The organism is Chryseobacterium camelliae (assembly GCF_002770595.1).
Taxonomy (GTDB): Bacteria; Bacteroidota; Bacteroidia; order Flavobacteriales; family Weeksellaceae; genus Chryseobacterium; species Chryseobacterium camelliae.
Genome location: NZ_CP022986.1, coordinates 1,319,425 through 1,337,499, shown reverse-complemented (window position 1 = coordinate 1,337,499; position 18,075 = coordinate 1,319,425). Strand labels below are relative to the sequence as shown.

Genomic DNA, 18,075 nt, shown 5'->3' with positions numbered 1-18,075 from the left:
AAAAAATGAATTTAGAAGGACGAAAAATAATTGTCAATAAATCATCTAAAGAATTAACCGAATTACTGAAATCACCTGAAAATTATAAAAACTTTATGCCGGACGGCCTTCAGAAATTTGAAACCTGGGAGGATGGCTTTAAATTCGGCTTACAGGGCATGCCTGAAATTGCACTGAAGATTGATGAAGTAACCGATGAAAAAGCGGTGCTGAAATCTGCCAGTTCAAGCCTGGACTTTGCACTCACGGCGACGTTAAAACCTTTGAGCGAAAACCAGACTGAAGTACAGATGTTGTTTGAAGGGAAATTCAATCCGTTCATCAAGATGATGGTAGAGAAGCCGTTACAGAATTTTATCAATACGCTGACCGATAAAATCGAAGCTTATAAATAACAGGAACCTTCATCATGAAGGTTCTTATTATTTAGGACAACAGGATCCATACAGATCTGATTATTGATTTCATTTTTTAAAAAGTCCTGCATTTAAGTCTTCACCTGCCGAACCTGCTGCCAGCTGGAGGTAATTACGTTTACTCTGATCTTTTTCGATGGTTATTGTTCCGGTGGTCTCTACATTTTTCATGTTAAGAAAATCTGTAGAAGTAGTGTCACTGTCGCTCAAAGGGCCACTTCCATATCCAGCCAGTTTGTTGTAGTTGCTGAATATACAGTCTGAACCTGTATACCGCCGCGTGCTTCCTTTTTCCCTGATCCATACCGTACTTGTGTTAGCAATGATATTGTGATGAAAGTCGAAATCATCTCCATTGGTTCCCTGTGTGGTCCATACTCCACAAAAATACCCTCCATACACCAGAGAATGCCTCATAGCACTCCGACTGCCGGTCTTTCCGTCATTTTTCCAAAAAACAACAGGGATTTTGCAGTTGAAAAAGACACAATGATCGATAACCAGCCCATAACCATTGGCTATCACGCCTACGTGCAATGGTAACACATCTATATTTCCTGCAAACAGGCACTGGGTTACCAGCAGGTCATCCAGACTTTTCCCGTCGCGCCAGATAGGATAAGAACGGCGTAAATTATTGTGGTCGATATAGGTATAATCCGGGCTGCCCGTAAACCTCAGACCTTCAATAGTTACATGGTTTACCTCGGGCTGTATGCCTTTGGCCTCTTCTCCGCCTACGCCTGGCTCAGGAGGCACAGCCGTTATAATAATCGGCATATTTTTAGGCGTCCATCCCAAATCATCAGGCATCACTTCCGCGCGAATGACCAGGCGGTTGGTAACGCTGTATTTATCATTAGTAAACAGGACGGTACTGGTTAACAGATAAGTGCCTTCTGACAGGATGATTGTTGTTCCTTCCTTTGCTGTATTGAGGTTGACACGTCTCGCTGCTTCGGAAAGCGTCTTTAACGGCTGAGTTTTCATTCCGGAATTGGTGTCGTTGCCGGTCCGGGGATTGACATATAATTGTTCTGCCCTAATCCAAGCCAGATTCATAATAAAGAATAAAAGAAAGACTGCTGTAGATTGTATCATATTCCTTTTTTTCTGTAAAATTAGGAATATGGGTACCCTGCGAAAAGGTCATTTTGTATTTAGAAAGGTCATTTTAACCCCTTTTGGTATTGCCGGGGAGTCATACGGGTGATTTTTTTAAAGAAGCGGTTGAAATTGGAGGGATCTGAAAATCCGAATTCGTATCCAACTTCTTTGGCTGATTTGTTCTGATAAAGCTGTTTCTTTATTTCCGAAATCAGTTTGTTATGAATCATCTGTTGTGCTGATAAACCACTGAATTGCCTGCATATCTTATTCAGGAATCCGGGGCTCACATTCAGCATTTTAGTATAGGCTTCAACAGTCTGCTCCTCTAAGAATTTTTTTTCCAGCAAAGACCGGAATCTGTAGAAATCCGGATGGATAAAGGTATCCCGCTGAACATGGTAGGCATCCGCATAATAGCGGTTGAGCAGGATGAGCAACTGATATAAAAGTGACCGAATGAGGTGATTGCTGTCATTCTGAATATGTTCAAATTCAAGTTCTGTTTCTTGCAGAAGTTCTAAGCATTTCCCGAAGGATATTTCACCGATCTGCATTTCTGACGGATGCGAATATTGGTGAAAGTATTGAAATCGATACAGAAACAACTCATCCGAAAAAAACAGGTGGAGAAAATCTTTCTCAAAGAACAGCGTATACCCTCTGACTTCTTCTTCAATTTCCCATCGGCGAATCTGGCCCGGACTGGTGAAAATAACGGTTCTCGGATGTATTAATATTTTATTTTCATCCAGCACAAATGTTCCAGATCCCTCCCGGATGAAAATGATTTCGTAAAAACTGAGCTGATGCAGGGCAGTGTTCAATACATAATTTTTTAATGTTTCAATACGCCCGATATCCAGTAGCAGCTCTGAACCATATTTGCAGGGCAGAAAATGATAGGTTTTGATCTGGGGAACTGGTGCCATTCTTTTACCGGTTATTATGGTTTGATGATTACGGTAAAAATACAAATTTTCATGATCTGTCCTGCATGCAAAACAAAATCGTAGTTTGATACTGCATACAGAAAGTCAGCAAAAGGAGGGCTACTTAAAATGATAAAAGTAGCAGAAGGTAGGACTGGAAAATGAAATACCTGGCTGTGAAATTTCCTTTTAAGCCATTATGCCTGAACAATGATCAGCATTGCTTCCCGTTGCAGAAGACAGCACATTAACCTCATTGTTCATTCTTAAAACACCCATGAAAGCGAATATCAGCGCTTCCTTGTAATCGATGATCTCTTTTTCGGGAATGATGATGGAAGCTTTTGTCTTTGACTTTATTTTTTCAATCAGAAGGGTATTGTACGCGCCGCCGCCGGTAATCAGGATGTCTTTTATAGGATAGATATTGATGACAGCCGAAATCTGCTGGGCCGCATGTTCTGTAAAGGTAGCCAGGGCATCTGTGGTTTCCCTATTTTCAAAGGCCGGAAATATGTGCTGAAGGCACCATTCCACGCCTAATGATTTAGGGTGGGAATGATGATAGAAGTCTAATGCGTTAAGCCGGTCAAGTAAATCTTCATGGATATGCCCCTTTTCTGCTAAGGCACCATTTTCATCAAAACTTTTATGAAGCTGCTGTGCTAAATAATTCAGGACAATATTCACCGGTGCGATATCAAAAGCAATCCTTTCTCCTTCCCATGATAAAGAAATATTGGAAAACCCACCCAGGTTGAGGCAGGCGCTGTATCGGGAAAAAAGCAGTTCGTCACCGATTGGAACCAGCGGTGCTCCGTTGCCGCCCATCAGGACGTCCTGGCTTCTGAAATCATAGATGACCGGTAATCCGGTTTCCAGTTTGATGGCTCTGCCGTCACCGATCTGTAATGTGAATTTTTTCTCCGGCTGATGGAAAACCGTGTGACCGTGGGATGCGATCAGGCTGATATTGTCAAGCCGATGCCTGTGAATGAATTCTTTAACCTGTTTTCCGAGGTAATACCCGTATTCCGAATGCAGTTCCAGCAGTTCTTGGGCAGAAAGCAGGATTGAATTCCTGAGTTTGTTTTCCCAGTCTTCAGAGTAGGGAAGTGTTTCAGCCTTAAGGATCCTGAACGTCCAGGTGGTTCCTGTTTTTTCAAATTCGGCAAAACAGAGATCCAGTCCGTCTAAACTTGTTCCGGACATGAGCCCGATTGCGTGAAAAGTCATACCCGGAATTATCTTTTACTTTCGGAAAGTTGCTTTGAACTGAAATCCCCGGTATTGTCAAAGAACGTATACTCGGAAAAGTCGTCTTTAGCGGTCATTCCTTTGGCTCCTACCAGGGTAGAACCGTCTTCCATGGTTACAAATACCGTGTCATGCGTATAGATCCGGTTCTTTTTCTGGTCCCAGTATACGCTCTGCATGGCAAAACGCTGGCCTTCGTTGGTGGTGATCCTTACATTGCCTTTGGCTTCATAGAATTTTTTGTATTCAAAGATGCGGGCATATTTTGCAGTGATCTTTCCCGGGACTTTTGGTTTCTTCTTATCGAAAAACTCAATGTCAATCCCTTTTTTAGCCACGATATACGGACTGTCTATCAGCTCATATTTTTCTATGATGGGAGCAATGGCTTTCATCGTGACAAATCCTGAATCCCTCTTGGTGATATGGGCATTATGGATGATTTCTGACGGGAAGTTCCGGCTCTGGTTATCTTTGGATTTGGTAAGGTCTTCCTCACAGGACATGGTCATAAAAAATATAGCACAACTGAAAAGGTATGCTATATTTTTTTTAATGAATATGTTTCTCAAGAATTCCATCTTAATTGTACAGTGTTTTTCTGAACCATTTGTCGGCAAAATTGAAGCCTACTTTGATGTTGATGTAATTCTGGTTGATCAGGTTGTTTTTAAGAGTTCCTCTTTTTCCTACTTCCAGTCCGAGCTCCAGTCCGCTCATACGGGTGATGCTGCTATTTTTGAATGGAAGAAGAACCCCTCCGGTAAGTCCGAACTTATTGATGTTGGTTCCGGCAATCTGCAGGTTCCCTTTTTCGTAGAAAGCCCCGTAACGGTATACCACGCGGGAGAAATAACTTCTGAAGTTGTTGTAGTTCGGCAGGTACCATCCTCCGGCAGAAATCCGGTAAGAGTCCTGTAAATCCAGGCTGCTTCCGAAATAGGCAATGCTTTCGCCTTTTTTATAATCTCCCTGAACAGAAAGGAACCATCTGTTTTCTTCACCGTATCCTAAACCCAGGGATGCCTGAAAAGGAAGAAGATTTTTGGAGTTGGTGCTCTTCTGCTCAATAATGCTTTCGTTGCTTTTTGTAGTTGCTGCAGCATCAGAATAGAAATAAGTACTGTTGACGTAATCCGTCGTCATGTTGCTGGTGTTTCCGAACGTTGTGGTGGCCCCGATGGTAAATTTACGATCGGTGCGGGTATTCAGGTGCTGGTAATTGGCTCCTAATGTAAAGTTGAAGTTATGGATGCTGTTGCTGGTCTCATAACCGTTAATCAGTTCTGCGTTGGAATACGCCAGTTCATTAAGGTCATTTAGCTTTCCGAAATATAAGTTTGCTCTTGCCCCTACGGAAAACTGGTCGCTTACCTTATAGGAAAGGGCAGCCTGTGCCGTATTCAGCGTTCCGCTTCCTCTGAACCTGTTGGCTACGATATTACCGTTGGCCAGGGTCTCGGAATGTATGATGTCATAGCTTTTGGAACTGTAGGGCTGATAGGAAAGTCCCATTTTCACTTTTGGTGATAAAGGGAATGCCAGGGCAATATTGGAAAGATACGTAGAATGTTTGGTAACCTTCGTATTATTATAGTTAGTCTTGAAGTAATTGTTTTCATTCGTTGCTTCCAGCCTGATGCTCGTAAGTTCGAAATTGGCATTATTCGCAGGGTTAGCAAAATTGAAGCTGCTGCTGAAATCGCTGACAAAAGCGGTAGATATACCTCCCATAGAGGAAGTTTCGATCGTATTATCATATTTTACATCTCCGATTCCGTAGGTTGCATAGGGTGAATTACTGATACTCTGTGCATTTAGGAAATACCCAACTGATATGAATGATAGTACAAAGATTTTTTTCATTCTTTATTTTTAAAATAATGCGCAAATATCTTAAATATTAATGAATTGTAAAAATTTCCTGAGGTTAAAGTTTGTTAAGGGGATGAAGCGGGGGATAACCTGTGATTGACCGGCTTTGTTATCAGCAAATTTGAGGGGAAGATCATGTTGTTATGATGCTGGAAAATAGGGTTTAAACGTATTACAAAATATATTGGACTCGTTTATGAAATCAGGAGAGCAAATGATTTTAGCTTTCAAAATACTGTCTGATAGGACCTGCATTTAGATTGTACCGTTTCAGAAGCATTTGAACATCATGTGTGAATCTTTAAAGTGGTGGAGATGCCAACAAATCATTTAAAGCACTATGGATTCACTTATAAAATAAAATTAACGCATAATAAACCGCAAATTTTTATCTTTGGGCCATGAATTGGGAGCACATTGCCGGACAGGAGAATCTGAAAAAACTTCTCCGGGACAGTATCGATGAAAACAGGGTGAGCCATGCCCAGCTTTTTGTGGGAAAAGAGGGATACGGAACCTTTCCTCTGGCGCTAGCCTATGCCAGGGAAATCCTGCAGCGGGAGCATGGGCATGCCGCTTCAAAAGTAGACCACCTTAACCACCTGGACCTGCATTTCAGCTTTCCGGTATATACAGATGGTAAAAATTCCTTAAGCAAAAATAAGTTCGAGTCTTTCAGGGATATGATGATCAGCTCTCCGTATTCGAGTTATGACGATTGGACGGCTTTCCTGGATTCGGAAAACAAGCAGCTGTTTATTTCAGCCGATGAAGTGGATGACCAGAACCAGAAATTCGCCCTGAAAAGCTTTGAAGGCGGCACCAAAATCCTGATTGTATGGCGGGCGGATAAAATGAACGTCGCTGCAGCCAATAAATTCCTGAAGTTTCTTGAGGAACCGCCTGCCAAAACCGTCATTATCCTTACCGCGGAAAGCAGCAATGACATCCTCCCGACCATCCTTTCGCGGACACAGATTGTAGAAGTACCCAGGATTACCGATGAGGATCTTGAACAGTACCTGGCCCGCCATCATGCGGTTACTTCGGAAAAGGCAAAAGAAATCATCCATGAAGCCCAGGGAAACCTGAACGATGCCCTTAAACTGCTGCGTTCAGGAAGTAAAAATGAAGAATTCGAACGGCTGTTTGTCCAGTGGGTGCGCGATGCATTCCAGGTCAAGAAGAAGCCGCAACAGCTCAGGAGCATTATCACGTGGGCACGGGATATTGCAGGATGGAACCGTGAAAAGCAGAAGAATTTCCTCGATTACTGTTCGGAAATCTTCAGGCTGGCCCTGCTTCAGAATTACCAGTCGGAAAACCTGGTGTACAAAAAAATCAATGCCAACGGTTTCAACTGGCCCGGATTTTCAAAATTCATCAGCGGAGCGAATATTGAAAGTATTTTAGAAGAAATCAATACGGCAGACCTGCATCTTACCCGTAACGGGAACCCCAAGATTGTCTGGACGGACCTGGGAATAAAGCTGTCCCGGTACATTCACAAAAGTACGCCATAAAACCATCCCTTTCCAGTATTATTATTGTCAGGACAGAATGTTTTACTGATGCTTAACTGATTTTAAGTCAGTTTTTTATATGCATCCCTTGCTTTGTATTTCCAGCAATTATTTTTTTGGATTGATTATTGATGAGCATCGGATAGCTTCAGCTTTTATCCAAGTACTATTGAGTTTAAATCATGTTTTTTGCAGACCTGTATTAAGCAAAAATTAAAAATAAATTAAAAATCAATCAAACGTTTGATTTTATTTAAATCTTGATTATCTTTGCACCCGGAAAATAGAAGTATACATGATATCAAAAGAAGAGAATATTTTATTTGCTGCTGAAAGCCTTTTTGCGGAAAAAGGGTTTGAAGGAACTTCCACTCGCGAAATAGCCAAAGCAGCCAATGTAAACATCTCTATGATTTCCTATTATTTCGGTTCTAAAGAAAAGCTGTATGAAAAGCTGGTGGAGTACAGGATGAATGAAGGCCAGTTCCTTTCGAAGGATATTATGGACAGGACCGATATCAATGAATGGGTAAAAATAGAGAAGCTGGTCGATCAGTTTACAGAAAGGGTAAAAGTACACAAATGTTTTTACAGGATCATGCAGCGGGAACAGCTCCATACCAAAAGCCTGCAGATCATAGAGTTTCTGAAACAGACCAAACTGGGATTTATCGGGCTGTATTCGCAGATCCTGGAAGCCGGACTGAAGAGTGGGGTATTTACCAAAAGGCCTCCTATTTATCTGTTGCATTCTACCGTAAGCGGAACCCTGTTTTATGCCTCCAATGCCAAGGAGATGTACAAGGAATTTTTAAACAATACTGATGATGAAGATGTTTTTGATGAAGAATATTACAGCGAGCTCAATACACACATTAAATACATATTAAAAGACCTTTTAGGTTATGAAGAAAATAAATAACTCCGTTATTGCACTGGCCCTGTTCGTGGGCTTCGCAAACATAAATGCCCAGGAGAAAAGGACCCTTACCCTTGATGAAGCCGTACAGCTGGGTATCCAGAACAGCAAAAGCCTGAAAATCGATGCCGCAAAAATCGAAGAGGCTACCGCCGACCTTCTGGAGGCCAAAAACAGGCAGTTACCGGAACTTAAAGTATCCGGAAGTTACATGTACCTCCCTCTGAAGCCCAACATCAATATTAAACTTCCCGGGGTAGCCGGCGGCGGTCCTGAAGTCCATCAGGTAGCCTACGGATCGGCCAACCTCAGTATTCCGATCTACAGCGGCGGGAGAATAAAATATGGGATTGAATCAGCAAAATATCTCGTAGAAGCTTCCAAACTCAATACAGAAAATGATAAAACCGCTATTGCCTATAATGTAGCGCAGGCGTATAACAACCTTTTCAAGGCCAATCAGGCGATCAGGGTACTGGAAGAAAACCTTACGGCCTCCCAGCAGAGGGATGAGACTTTCCTGAAGCTTGAAAACAACGGTGTTATCGCAAGGAATGACCGTTTGAAAGCCAATCTCCAGACATCCAATATTGAGCTCCAGCTGCTGGAAGCCAAAAACAACTACAATATTGCCAACATCAATATGGACCTGTTGCTGGGAATTCCGGAAACCACGGAAATAGAGGTGGACCAGAATTATATTGAGGAAGGGGAAGATATGAAACCTGTGGATTATTACATCAGTACCGCCAGGGAAAACCGTAAAGACCTTCAGGCGCTGGATAAACAGAGACAGGCGGCTGCACTCGGGACAAAATCCGCTAAAGCGGAAAACCTGCCTTCCATTGCTTTTACCGGAGGATATGTGGCCGCAGATATTCCTAAGTTTTTAACCATTTATAATGCGGTGAACGTTGGTGTCGGGATCTCATACAACCTGTCCAATATCTGGAAGGAAAACTCTTCATTGAAACAGTCTAAAGCCCGTGAAATGCAGCTCGCTGCCACTAATGAACTGCTTAATGATAACATCAAGCTTGATGTCAACAGGGAGTACCAGAATACAGACTATTCTAAAAAGAGGATTGCCGTTTTCGAGAAATCTGCAGAGCAGGCCAATGAGAATTACAGGATTACCAAAAACAAATATGACAACGGCCTTGCGACAATGACCGAACTGCTGGATGCAGACGCAGCACAGATCGCCGCCAATGTAGGCGTAATCAATGCGAAAGCAGATGCAGCACTGGCCTATAGAAAATTATTACAGACAACAGGAACTTTAACAAATAAATAAAAAATCAAGAACGATACTCAACAATGGAAAATAATACTACACCATCAGCGGAACCAAAAAAGAAAAAAAGCCTGGTTTTCCCTATTATCCTGGCGGTTGTTTTAATCGGAGGAGGAATCTACGGGTACAATACCTATACATACAGACAGTCTCATGAAGAAACGGATGATGCACAGATCACGTCCAATATGGCACCCGTAATCTCTAAAATATCGGGCTATGTAACCGAAGTGAAAGTAAAAGATAACCAGTTTGTAAAAAAAGGGGACACCTTGGTGGTCCTGGACAGCAGGGACCAGAAAATAGCGCTGCAACAGGCTGAAGCAGCACTCGCAACCGCTAAGAGCAATATTTCCAATGCTCAGGCATCTACTACAGCGACTTCCAAGAACATAGGTTCTTCCCAGGCAGCGGTGACGACAGCCAACGCACAGATTGAAGCTGCTAAAGTCAACGTATGGAAAACTAGTCAGGATCTGAAAAGATACGCCAACCTGGTAAAAGACCATTCCATCACTGAGCAGCAGTATGAGCAGGCTTTAGCAGCAAAACAGACTGCAGATAAGCAGCTTCAGGTGTTAATTGATCAGAGAAACCAGATTGCACAACAGACCAATATCGCGTCTTCACAGACCGCAGCAAGCTCACAGCAGATCAGCGTGGCTGGTTCAGTGGCCAAGCAGCGTGAAGTAGATGTGGAAAATGCTAAATTAAACCTTTCGTACACGGTTATCCTTGCTCCTGAAGACGGTTACGTTGGAAAAGTGCCAATCCAGGCCGGACAATACCTGCAGGCCGGAGCACAGCTATTTGCTTTGGTTAAAGACGACCAGAAATGGGTAGTGGCTAACTTTAAGGAAACCCAGGTGGATAAAATGGTGGAAGGCCAGAAAGTGAAAGTGGAGATTGATGCTTTCCCCGATCAGGAATTTGATGGAGTGGTAAGCTCGTTTTCTCCGGCAACCGGAGCCACATTCTCTATTCTTCCTCCCGATAATGCCAGCGGTAACTTCGTAAAGGTGGTGCAAAGGCTTCCTGTGAAGATTGACTTTGTGAACCTTGACAAAAATATCGCCAAAAGGCTGAGAACCGGGATGAACGTGAAAGTGGAGGTTTCTCTTAAATAGTATGGATGTATGGGTGTAATAAAGTATCCATGTACTGATGATTCTGTTCACTATGCTTATATAAAGGCATTGAAAGAATGTAGGATTATCATTACAGTATACATCAGTACTTTATTACATTTTACATTGCACAAAAAATACATCGTATAAAATTATGCAGGATTCATTAGTAGAATATGGAGCCAGGAGGGTAATCATTACGATTACCGCTATTCTGTGTGCTTTGCTTGAAATTGTAGACTCTACCATCGTGAATGTGGCGCTGAATGAGATGAAAGGGAACCTTGGGGCTACACTTTCCGAAGTGGGATGGGTGATTACTGCCTATGCCATCGGTAACGTAATCATTGTACCGATGACGAGCTGGCTGTCGCAGCAGTTCGGGAGAAGGAACTATTTTGCGGCTTCCATCATCATCTTTACCGTCTTCTCATTTCTCTGCGGAAATGCCACCAACATTTGGGAACTGGTATTTTTCAGGCTGATGCAGGGAATCGGAGGGGGAGCCCTTCTGGTGACTTCACAAACCATCATCACGGAATCTTATCCGGTTGAAAAGAGAAGTATGGCCCAGGCTATTTACGGTTTGGGTGTAATCATCGGCCCTACATTAGGTCCGCCCTTAGGAGGATATATTGTGGATAACTACAGCTGGCCGTACATTTTCTATATTAACATCCCGATCGGGATTGCAGCTACCTTAATGACGCTCCAGTTTGTGAGGAGTCCGAAGTATGCTGAGAAACGTAAAGTATCAGATGTAGACTGGATCGGGATTGCTTTGCTGGCAGCTACCGTAGGTTCTTTACAGTTTATCCTGGAAAGAGGCCATGAGGAAGACTGGTTCGAAAGCGGGATGATTATCGCCTTCACGGCAACGGCAGTCATCGGGTTTATTCTCTTCCTGTGGCGGGAGCTTACCTTTAAATATCCCATTGTGGAGCTGAGGGTACTCAAAAACGGGAATCTCCGGATCGGTACCGTAATGTCCTTTGTGCTTGGGTTCGGGTTGTATGGCTCCACGTTTATTGTTCCGCTTTATACCCAGAGTATTCTGGGTTGGACAGCCTTACAGTCGGGGGCGTTGATGATTCCGGCGGCGTTGACCACCGCTTTCATGATGCCGATTATCGGAAAGCTGCTTACTAAAGGAGCAAAACAGCAGATCCTGGTGGCGCTTGGGCTTTTCATATTCTTTATTTACAGCTTCTGGGGATATAAAATTCTCACCCCGGATACCGGTAAGGATGCTTTTTTCTGGATGCTGATCGTACGGGGAGCCGGATTAGGCTTATTGTTCATCCCGATTACCTCGCTGTCACTGAGTACGCTGAAAGGACAGGAAATCGGACAGGGAGCTGCTTTTACCGGAATGATGAGGCAGCTGGGAGGTTCATTCGGTATTGCCGCGATCACTACCTTTATAGCCAATGAAAGCCAGAAGCACAGGGTCAACCTGATTTCCCATCTGGATGAGAACAGCTTTGATGTGCAGCAACGGCTGAACGGACTGAAAGCAAGCTTTATCGCAAAAGGCATGTCACCGGATGCAGCCATGAGTGCTGCTTACAAAATTCTGGATTTATCCGTAACCAAACAGGCGACCGTGCTTTCCTATATGGATGTGTTCCTGTACCTGGGACTGGTATTCCTGATCTGTATTCCGTTTATCCTGTTCATTAAGGAAAGGAAAAGCAAGGAAAAGATAGATCTCAGCAACGTACATTAATTTTGTTTCAAATCATACTAAACTTCCGATTGATTTTCGGAGGTTTTTTATTTAAATGGAAACGTCTTTAAGGCTGGCCTTATGCATGGTTCCCCATTTGTCCAGTTCTTCTATAACCGGTTTTAATTTATAGCCGATTTCCGTCAGTTCATATTCAACTCTGGGAGGAACTTCCGCATAAACCGTTCGTGTGACAATGTTATCTTCTTCAAGCCGCCTTAATTGAAGCGTGAGCATTCGCTCGGTTATATTTCCCAGGCTTTTCCTCAGCTCCCCGAACCTTAATTTTCCGTTGATAAGGTAGCTGCAGATCGCAAGCGACCACTGTCCGCCAATAAGCCTTGAGGCATACAATTCAGGACACTCTTCCGTAAGGGCTTTCTTATTGGCAAAAGTTGTTGATGTCTCTTTTATTTTAGTCATTACTTACATTTTTTATAGTACCGTACAATGGGTTGCCTATATTGAAAATGTAAGTTACATCTATTATTTTTGAAACAGAAATTTAGAATATGAAAACATTGATCATTGTTATCCACCCCAATATGGAGACTTCTGTTATTAATAAAAGATGGGTTGAAGTACTGAACCAGTTCCCGGAGAAATATACAGTGTATGAATTATATAAAGCCTATCCGGACGGAAAGTTTGATGTAGAAAAAGAACAGAAATTAATTGAAGCCTATGATACAATCATATTTCAGTTTCCGTTCTATTGGTTCAGCAGCCCGCCGTTACTGAAAAAATGGTTTGACGAGGTACTTCTGTACGGCTGGGCTTACGGAAGCAGCAGTGGCTTCAAAATGAAAGGAAAGAAAATCGCATTAGCAATATCTGCCGGGATTGACGATAAGGATTTCAGTGCCACAGGAAGATACAAATATACAATGAAAGAGCTGCTCAGGCCCTTTGAACTTACCTTTGACTATGTAAAAGCCGATTACCGCGGGCCGTTTGTCTATTATGGTCTGGAACAGGACCCTTCATCAGAACATGTTGAAGCGAGCATTCCTCTGTATCTGGATTATATTGACAAATTATAGAGTAAATGTTTTACTGTCTTGTGAATGGGTTGGCCAAAAAAAGTATCCGGATCAATTCTCCCTTAAAAGGTATTAATGACTACAATTAATTTATCCTCCTGACTGATAGTTGTCACAAACTCACCTTATCTTTGTTTTAAATTAATACTTAAAGATGAGTTATTGTTCAGCCATAGAAACGATGCAGCCTGAAAGCAGAAAAGCACTTCATAAAAAGTACCACGACCATCATTACGGATTCCCGATCCATGACGATAATGAACTGTTCGGCAGATTGGTGATGGAGATCAACCAGGCCGGACTGAGCTGGGAAACAATTTTAAAGAAAGAGGAAGGTTTCAGGGAAGCGTATCACAATTTTGATATTCAGAAAGTAGCTGCTTACACAGAGGATGACCGTGAACGGCTATTGAATGATTCCGGGATTATCAGGAACAGGCTGAAAGTGAATGCGGCTATCGAAAATGCCAAAACCATTATGGCATTACAGGAAGAATTCGGTTCCTTCGGTCAGTGGCTTGATCACCATCACCCAAAAACGCTGCCGGAATGGATGAAACTGTTTAAAAAGACCTTTAAATTTACCGGCGGGGAAATTGTCAATGAATTTCTGATGAGCACCGGCTACCTGAAAGGGTGCCATGATGAAAGCTGCCCGGTCTATCATGAGGTCTTAAAGCAGAAGCCTAAATGGGCAGATGTGTAATTCATTATAGCGATCCCACGTTATTTCACCTGGCTCTTGATCCTCTCTGTAATCATAGCCACGATTCTCTTGTTGAAGGTTTTACTGTCGGAAATATAGGTTTCCAGTTCCTCGCCGGTCAGCATGCCGATACTGATTCCGATCAGGGTGTTTTTCAGCACCGTGTCTTTTTGCAGGCTTTGTTCAATCAGGAGATGTTTCTTTTCCGTAGTGAGCGAGCTGAACGCAGGGATCTGCCGGGATGCATAGTTTGAGAACAGGCCTATATAAAGGTCATTCTGAAGTTTCAGTATGGGCCGCAGGACCTGGTTCTGGAAACGTTCTGCCTGCGTGCTTGCTTCATTAATGGGTATGGACAGAGGAATTCTTAAATCTGATTTGCTGATCATGAGGTAAAATTTATAGTCAATATACGAACTCTTTGCCAACCGGCAATTATCCTACGGTCGGTGTATCGGCTTCTTTCAGGATCTTTTTTTCCTTCATCGTCAGCATCATCCTTTCACATTTGTATTTCTCCCAGTCGAACCGGTTGAGGAAATCCAGCGCCGCCTGGAAACCCCGGTTGAAAAGTTCTTCCTTTTCTGTCCTCTTCATAAAGAAATTCAGCCAGCTGCTTTTGCCGCAGTTCACAGTCTGTATGCTGAACAGGTGGTAAAAAGTATGCTTGGTAAGAAACGATTTGTCATTGAATCCCCTAAGCGTGTCAATGATATTTCCGGCATAGGAAAAAGGGGTCTTTAAAATCTGTTCGCTGGTTTTTCCTTTTTCTGAAAGGATATCGGAATCACTGGTGAGCTGTACGCCGAACAGCGGCATCCTCGGATAAAATACCTCTTCTGCATGGAACAGGTCGATCGGGAAATTGGAAATGCTGCCGCCATCGATGAAAACCCCTACGGGACAAATGTCTTCCGGTTTGGTATTCATCCAGAACTTCCAGGCATATTGTACCGAATCCTCTGCTTTATTGATCCTCTTCTGGAAAGGCTCAAAAAAGAACGGTACCGACATGGAAGCACGCACGAATTCTGCCGGGCTTATATGCTTCAGTTCTTCTTCTGACCAATACAGGTTGGCCATGGTAGGGAGCTCCACCTTTATTTTGGCATTGATATCCGTGGTAACGACGATGTATTCGGATTTCAGCTGGTAAAAAGGATTATTCTTGTAGTAATCATTGTTCAGGGCACTTTCGTAAAAGATCCGGTACCGCGTCTGGTCAATATGTTCCAGGTTATTGTTTTTGATTTCTTCAATGCCTTGGAGGGCGATATTATAATATTCATACCCGTTTCCGTAGCGGTAATTGACATTGAGGTCATATTCTTTCTGAACGAATTTCCTGTTCAGGTCAGCTACCGTATGTACGCCGAATCCATCCAGGGTGGTCTGTATGGTATCCAGGAAAACATCCCCGGGATTCAGTCCGCTGTTATGCTTCCTGAAGCTGTTATACAGCATTTTAATGATCAGGGCAACGATCAGGACAGGGATCAGCGGGATCAGGAACAGCAGCTTGGCCTTTAAAGGCGTCTCTGAAGACAGGACAAAAGGAATGCTGACCAGTACAACCATGATCACTGCGGCAATAACAGCATTGATAGTGAGAAAATGTTTGTTATTGAGCATGGCGCGTACGGTTCTCTTGATGAAGGGCCTTCCGTCCATAAAATCTGCAAAGTTCCAGCTGAGCAGGATATCCCTGATGATTTCGCTTTTCATTTCCGATTTGGTCCTGCATGCGGCGATGAGCATCGTGTTGATGGCTCCCGCACTCGTCCCGGCCACTTTCAGGAAGCGGATGCCGAAAATTTCCAGTCCGTACAGGTAACCCACCAGTGCTGTTCCCCATACGCCGCCGCCTTCCTGCACAAACTCAACATACTGATGGCCTTCTGCATCCAGGATATCGGAGAACTCCTTACCGGAAATAGCGGTATGTAGCGCTGCCAGTTTTTCTTTTGACTCTCCGGAAAGGGTATTTCCGCTGAGAATGGTCTGAAGTTCTTCGGTTGTCATAGTTTTTTAGTGTGTGGGTTCAGGAAGTTAAAATTAGGTCATTTCTGTCAGGGTTCGATAAGAAATTAGATCTGCTGCACCATTACCATTGCTTCCTCCGTGCATAAATGAAGGTAATGATCACAATCAGCGCCATCAGGCCTAAAGTAAAATAATAGCCGTATTGATGGTGGAGCTCAGGCATATTGTCGAAATTCATCCCGTAGACGCCGGCAATAAAGGTGATCGGTAAAAAATAGACCGAATACACTGCCAGGACCTTCATGACCTGGTTGGCTTTCTGGTCAGACAGCGCCAGGAACATGGAAATCAGGTTGGTGATCTGGATGTTGAGGTGTTCAAAATCCGCGACAACGTCCTTATGCTTATCCTTCAGGTCAATTACTTCCGAAATCTGGAGGTCAAGCAGCCGGAATTTATCAACGGCATCCGTAGAAACCGTAAGCACCCTGGAGTTCAGTCCGGATTTGCGCTTCAGCTTGTACAGCCTCCTGATCTGGTTGGTATGGTTGGTATTCTTAAGGAAGATTTCATTTTCAATATTGTCCATGGTTTCCATCAGGCTGATGGACTCATCATCAAAAGTTTTCATAATGATCAGGGCAATCATCAGGGCAATATGCTGCGGTCGGGTTTCTTCCTTTCTTTTTTCCAGCTGCTGCAGCGTTTCGGTAATGCTTTTAGTTTTCATCCTGTGAACCGTAATCAGCGTATGGCCTACCATGAAGATCCCGATTTTTGTACTGATGTCACTGATGGTGTTTAGGTTTTTACGTTCCATCTCCGTGCTTTCGCGCAGGAGGAAGAATTTTACCTCCCCGTCCTCCTCATATTTCGGCAGGTGGTTCGGGTCCATCGTGTCCTCCAGCAGGAGCGTATTGATGTTATATTTTTCGTGCAGGAGGTCTAAGTCTTCCTGTGCAGGTGCTTCCACATCAATCCATTCGCATTGTGGACCACGGTATAAGGTATTCATTGGCATAAGGTAAAAATACTACTATTTTGAAATAGTATGTATGCAATAAGTTCTATATTTGCCAAAATTAAAAAACGATATGGTTAAAAGTACAATAAAGGGAATCGGATTCTATGTCCCGGATAATGTTGTTACGAATGATGATCTAGCGGAATTAATGACCACCAATGACGAATGGATCACTGAGCGGACCGGGATTAAGGAAAGAAGGCACCGCAAAAACAGGAACGATTCCCAGGAAACCACCGCCTATCTAGGCTTTAAGGCCTCAGAAAAAGCCATTGAAAATGCAGGACTCACGGCTAAAGATATCGACTATATTGTTTTTGCCACCCTGTCTCCGGATTATTATTTCCCGGGCTGTGGCGTCCTGCTCCAGGACATGCTGGGCTGCGATACCATAGGAGCCCTGGATGTAAGGAACCAGTGTTCAGGATTTGTGTATGCGGTAGGTGTGGCTAATGCGTTCATTAAAGCCGGAACATACAAAAATATTCTGGTGGTAGGCGCAGAGGTCCATTCTTTCGGGCTGGATTTTTCCGATGAGGGAAGAGGGGTTTCCGTGATCTTCGGAGACGGCGCAGGTGCTATCGTCCTCTCTGCCACTCAGGATGAGCAGGCCGGTGACATCCTGGCTACAAACATGCATTCTGAAGGCAAATATGCAGACGAACTCTGTACCCAGTTCCCTGGGTCCAAATTCGGGTGGAGCGACAGGATGAGACGAGAGCCTGAACAGGTGACCTCGAAAGAAGTCTACCCGATCATGAACGGGAATTTTGTCTTCAAGCATGCAGTAACCCGGTTTCCGGAGACGATGCAGGAAGCGCTCGATAAAGCAGGAAAAACAATAGAAGACCTGGATATGTTTATCCCGCATCAGGCCAATCTAAGAATTGCCCAGTTTGTACAGCAGAAATTCGGGCTTCCGGATGATAAAGTATTCAACAACATCCAGAAATACGGAAACACAACTGCCGCGTCTATTCCGATCGCTTTAAGCGAAGCTATAGAGAAAGGAAAGATCAAAAGGGGAGACCTTGTTCTTCTTTCGGCTTTCGGAAGCGGATTTACCTGGGGAAGCGTACTTTTTGAATATTAAATGAAACTTTTTGAAATAAGAATCCGCTGTCTGGAGAGACCGCG

Annotated in this window: 18 protein-coding genes; 9 read left to right on the top strand and 9 right to left on the bottom strand. The window is 43.4% G+C overall.

The window, feature by feature from the left end; translation table 11 throughout:
* The first annotated feature begins 5 nt into the window (after positions 1–5).
* The gene (locus tag CGB83_RS06025) at positions 6–395 is read left to right on the top strand and encodes an orotate phosphoribosyltransferase (protein WP_100075002.1); all 390 of its coding nucleotides are present in this window, start codon (positions 6–8) and stop codon (positions 393–395) included.
* A 69-nt stretch (positions 396–464) separates the two neighbouring features.
* Here CGB83_RS06025 and CGB83_RS06020 read toward each other — a convergent pair whose 3' ends face one another.
* The 5 genes from CGB83_RS06020 to CGB83_RS06000 form a co-directional block, all read right to left on the bottom strand.
* A complete protein-coding gene (locus tag CGB83_RS06020) occupies positions 465–1,517 on the bottom strand; it encodes a hypothetical protein (RefSeq protein WP_100075001.1) in 1,053 nt (350 codons plus the stop codon).
* Positions 1,518–1,585: 68 nt separating this feature from the next.
* Positions 1,586–2,455, bottom strand: coding sequence for a helix-turn-helix domain-containing protein (locus CGB83_RS06015; RefSeq protein WP_100075000.1), 870 nt, complete (start codon positions 2,453–2,455; stop codon positions 1,586–1,588).
* 189 nt (positions 2,456–2,644) lie between these two features.
* On the bottom strand, positions 2,645–3,691 hold the full coding sequence (locus tag CGB83_RS06010; protein WP_100074999.1) for an anhydro-N-acetylmuramic acid kinase: 1,047 nt from the start codon (positions 3,689–3,691) through the stop codon (positions 2,645–2,647).
* Positions 3,692–3,699: 8 nt separating this feature from the next.
* Positions 3,700–4,293 (bottom strand): LPS export ABC transporter periplasmic protein LptC, encoded by a 594-nt coding sequence (gene lptC, locus CGB83_RS06005; RefSeq protein WP_100074998.1) that lies wholly within the window; start codon positions 4,291–4,293, stop codon positions 3,700–3,702.
* Between the two features lies 1 nt (position 4,294).
* Entirely contained in the window at positions 4,295–5,578 is a 1,284-nt protein-coding gene (locus tag CGB83_RS06000) for a hypothetical protein (protein ID WP_100074997.1), read from the bottom strand.
* Between the two features lie 410 nt (positions 5,579–5,988).
* Between CGB83_RS06000 and CGB83_RS05995 the strand changes: the two genes are divergently transcribed.
* The 5 genes from CGB83_RS05995 (at position 5,989) to CGB83_RS05975 (ending at position 12,182) form a co-directional block, all read left to right on the top strand.
* Positions 5,989–7,110 (top strand): DNA polymerase III subunit, encoded by a 1,122-nt coding sequence (locus CGB83_RS05995; RefSeq protein WP_100074996.1) that lies wholly within the window; start codon positions 5,989–5,991, stop codon positions 7,108–7,110.
* A 295-nt stretch (positions 7,111–7,405) separates the two neighbouring features.
* The gene (locus tag CGB83_RS05990; protein ID WP_100074995.1) at positions 7,406–8,032 is read left to right on the top strand and encodes a TetR/AcrR family transcriptional regulator; all 627 of its coding nucleotides are present in this window, start codon (positions 7,406–7,408) and stop codon (positions 8,030–8,032) included.
* Positions 8,016–9,326, top strand: a complete 1,311-nt coding sequence (locus tag CGB83_RS05985) for a TolC family protein (protein ID WP_100074994.1) — start codon at positions 8,016–8,018, stop codon at positions 9,324–9,326. The genes CGB83_RS05990 and CGB83_RS05985 overlap by 17 nt, the downstream gene beginning before the upstream one ends.
* Before the next feature lie 23 nt (positions 9,327–9,349).
* Positions 9,350–10,453, top strand: coding sequence for an HlyD family secretion protein (locus CGB83_RS05980; RefSeq protein ID WP_100074993.1), 1,104 nt, complete (start codon positions 9,350–9,352; stop codon positions 10,451–10,453).
* Positions 10,454–10,607: 154 nt separating this feature from the next.
* Positions 10,608–12,182 carry a DHA2 family efflux MFS transporter permease subunit gene (locus CGB83_RS05975; protein ID WP_100074992.1) on the top strand — a complete coding sequence of 525 codons (1,575 nt, stop codon included), beginning with the start codon at positions 10,608–10,610 and terminating at the stop codon, positions 12,180–12,182.
* A 51-nt stretch (positions 12,183–12,233) separates the two neighbouring features.
* On the opposite strand, the gene CGB83_RS05970 is transcribed toward CGB83_RS05975, so the two are convergent.
* Positions 12,234–12,605 (bottom strand): winged helix-turn-helix transcriptional regulator, encoded by a 372-nt coding sequence (locus tag CGB83_RS05970; RefSeq protein WP_100074991.1) that lies wholly within the window; start codon positions 12,603–12,605, stop codon positions 12,234–12,236.
* An 89-nt stretch (positions 12,606–12,694) separates the two neighbouring features.
* Here CGB83_RS05970 and CGB83_RS05965 point away from each other — a divergent pair, with 89 nt between their 5' ends.
* A complete protein-coding gene (locus tag CGB83_RS05965; protein ID WP_100074990.1) occupies positions 12,695–13,225 on the top strand; it encodes an NAD(P)H-dependent oxidoreductase in 531 nt (176 codons plus the stop codon).
* A 154-nt stretch (positions 13,226–13,379) separates the two neighbouring features.
* Positions 13,380–13,931: a DNA-3-methyladenine glycosylase I gene (locus CGB83_RS05960; RefSeq protein WP_100074989.1), complete on the top strand. Its 552-nt coding sequence runs from the start codon at positions 13,380–13,382 to the stop codon at positions 13,929–13,931.
* Positions 13,932–13,951: 20 nt separating this feature from the next.
* On the opposite strand, the gene CGB83_RS05955 is transcribed toward CGB83_RS05960, so the two are convergent.
* The 3 genes from CGB83_RS05955 to CGB83_RS05945 all read right to left on the bottom strand — a co-directional run bounded on the left by CGB83_RS05955 (position 13,952) and on the right by CGB83_RS05945 (position 16,935).
* A complete protein-coding gene (locus CGB83_RS05955) occupies positions 13,952–14,320 on the bottom strand; it encodes a glyoxalase (RefSeq protein ID WP_100074988.1) in 369 nt (122 codons plus the stop codon).
* 46 nt (positions 14,321–14,366) lie between these two features.
* On the bottom strand, positions 14,367–15,953 hold the full coding sequence (locus CGB83_RS05950) for a patatin-like phospholipase family protein (RefSeq protein WP_100074987.1): 1,587 nt from the start codon (positions 15,951–15,953) through the stop codon (positions 14,367–14,369).
* An 82-nt stretch (positions 15,954–16,035) separates the two neighbouring features.
* A complete protein-coding gene (locus CGB83_RS05945; RefSeq protein ID WP_100074986.1) occupies positions 16,036–16,935 on the bottom strand; it encodes a magnesium transporter CorA family protein in 900 nt (299 codons plus the stop codon).
* A gap of 73 nt (positions 16,936–17,008) precedes the next feature.
* On the opposite strand from CGB83_RS05945, the gene CGB83_RS05940 reads away from it, so the two are divergent.
* The gene (locus CGB83_RS05940; RefSeq protein WP_100074985.1) at positions 17,009–18,031 is read left to right on the top strand and encodes a 3-oxoacyl-ACP synthase III family protein; all 1,023 of its coding nucleotides are present in this window, start codon (positions 17,009–17,011) and stop codon (positions 18,029–18,031) included.
* Positions 18,032–18,075: the final 44 nt, after the last annotated feature.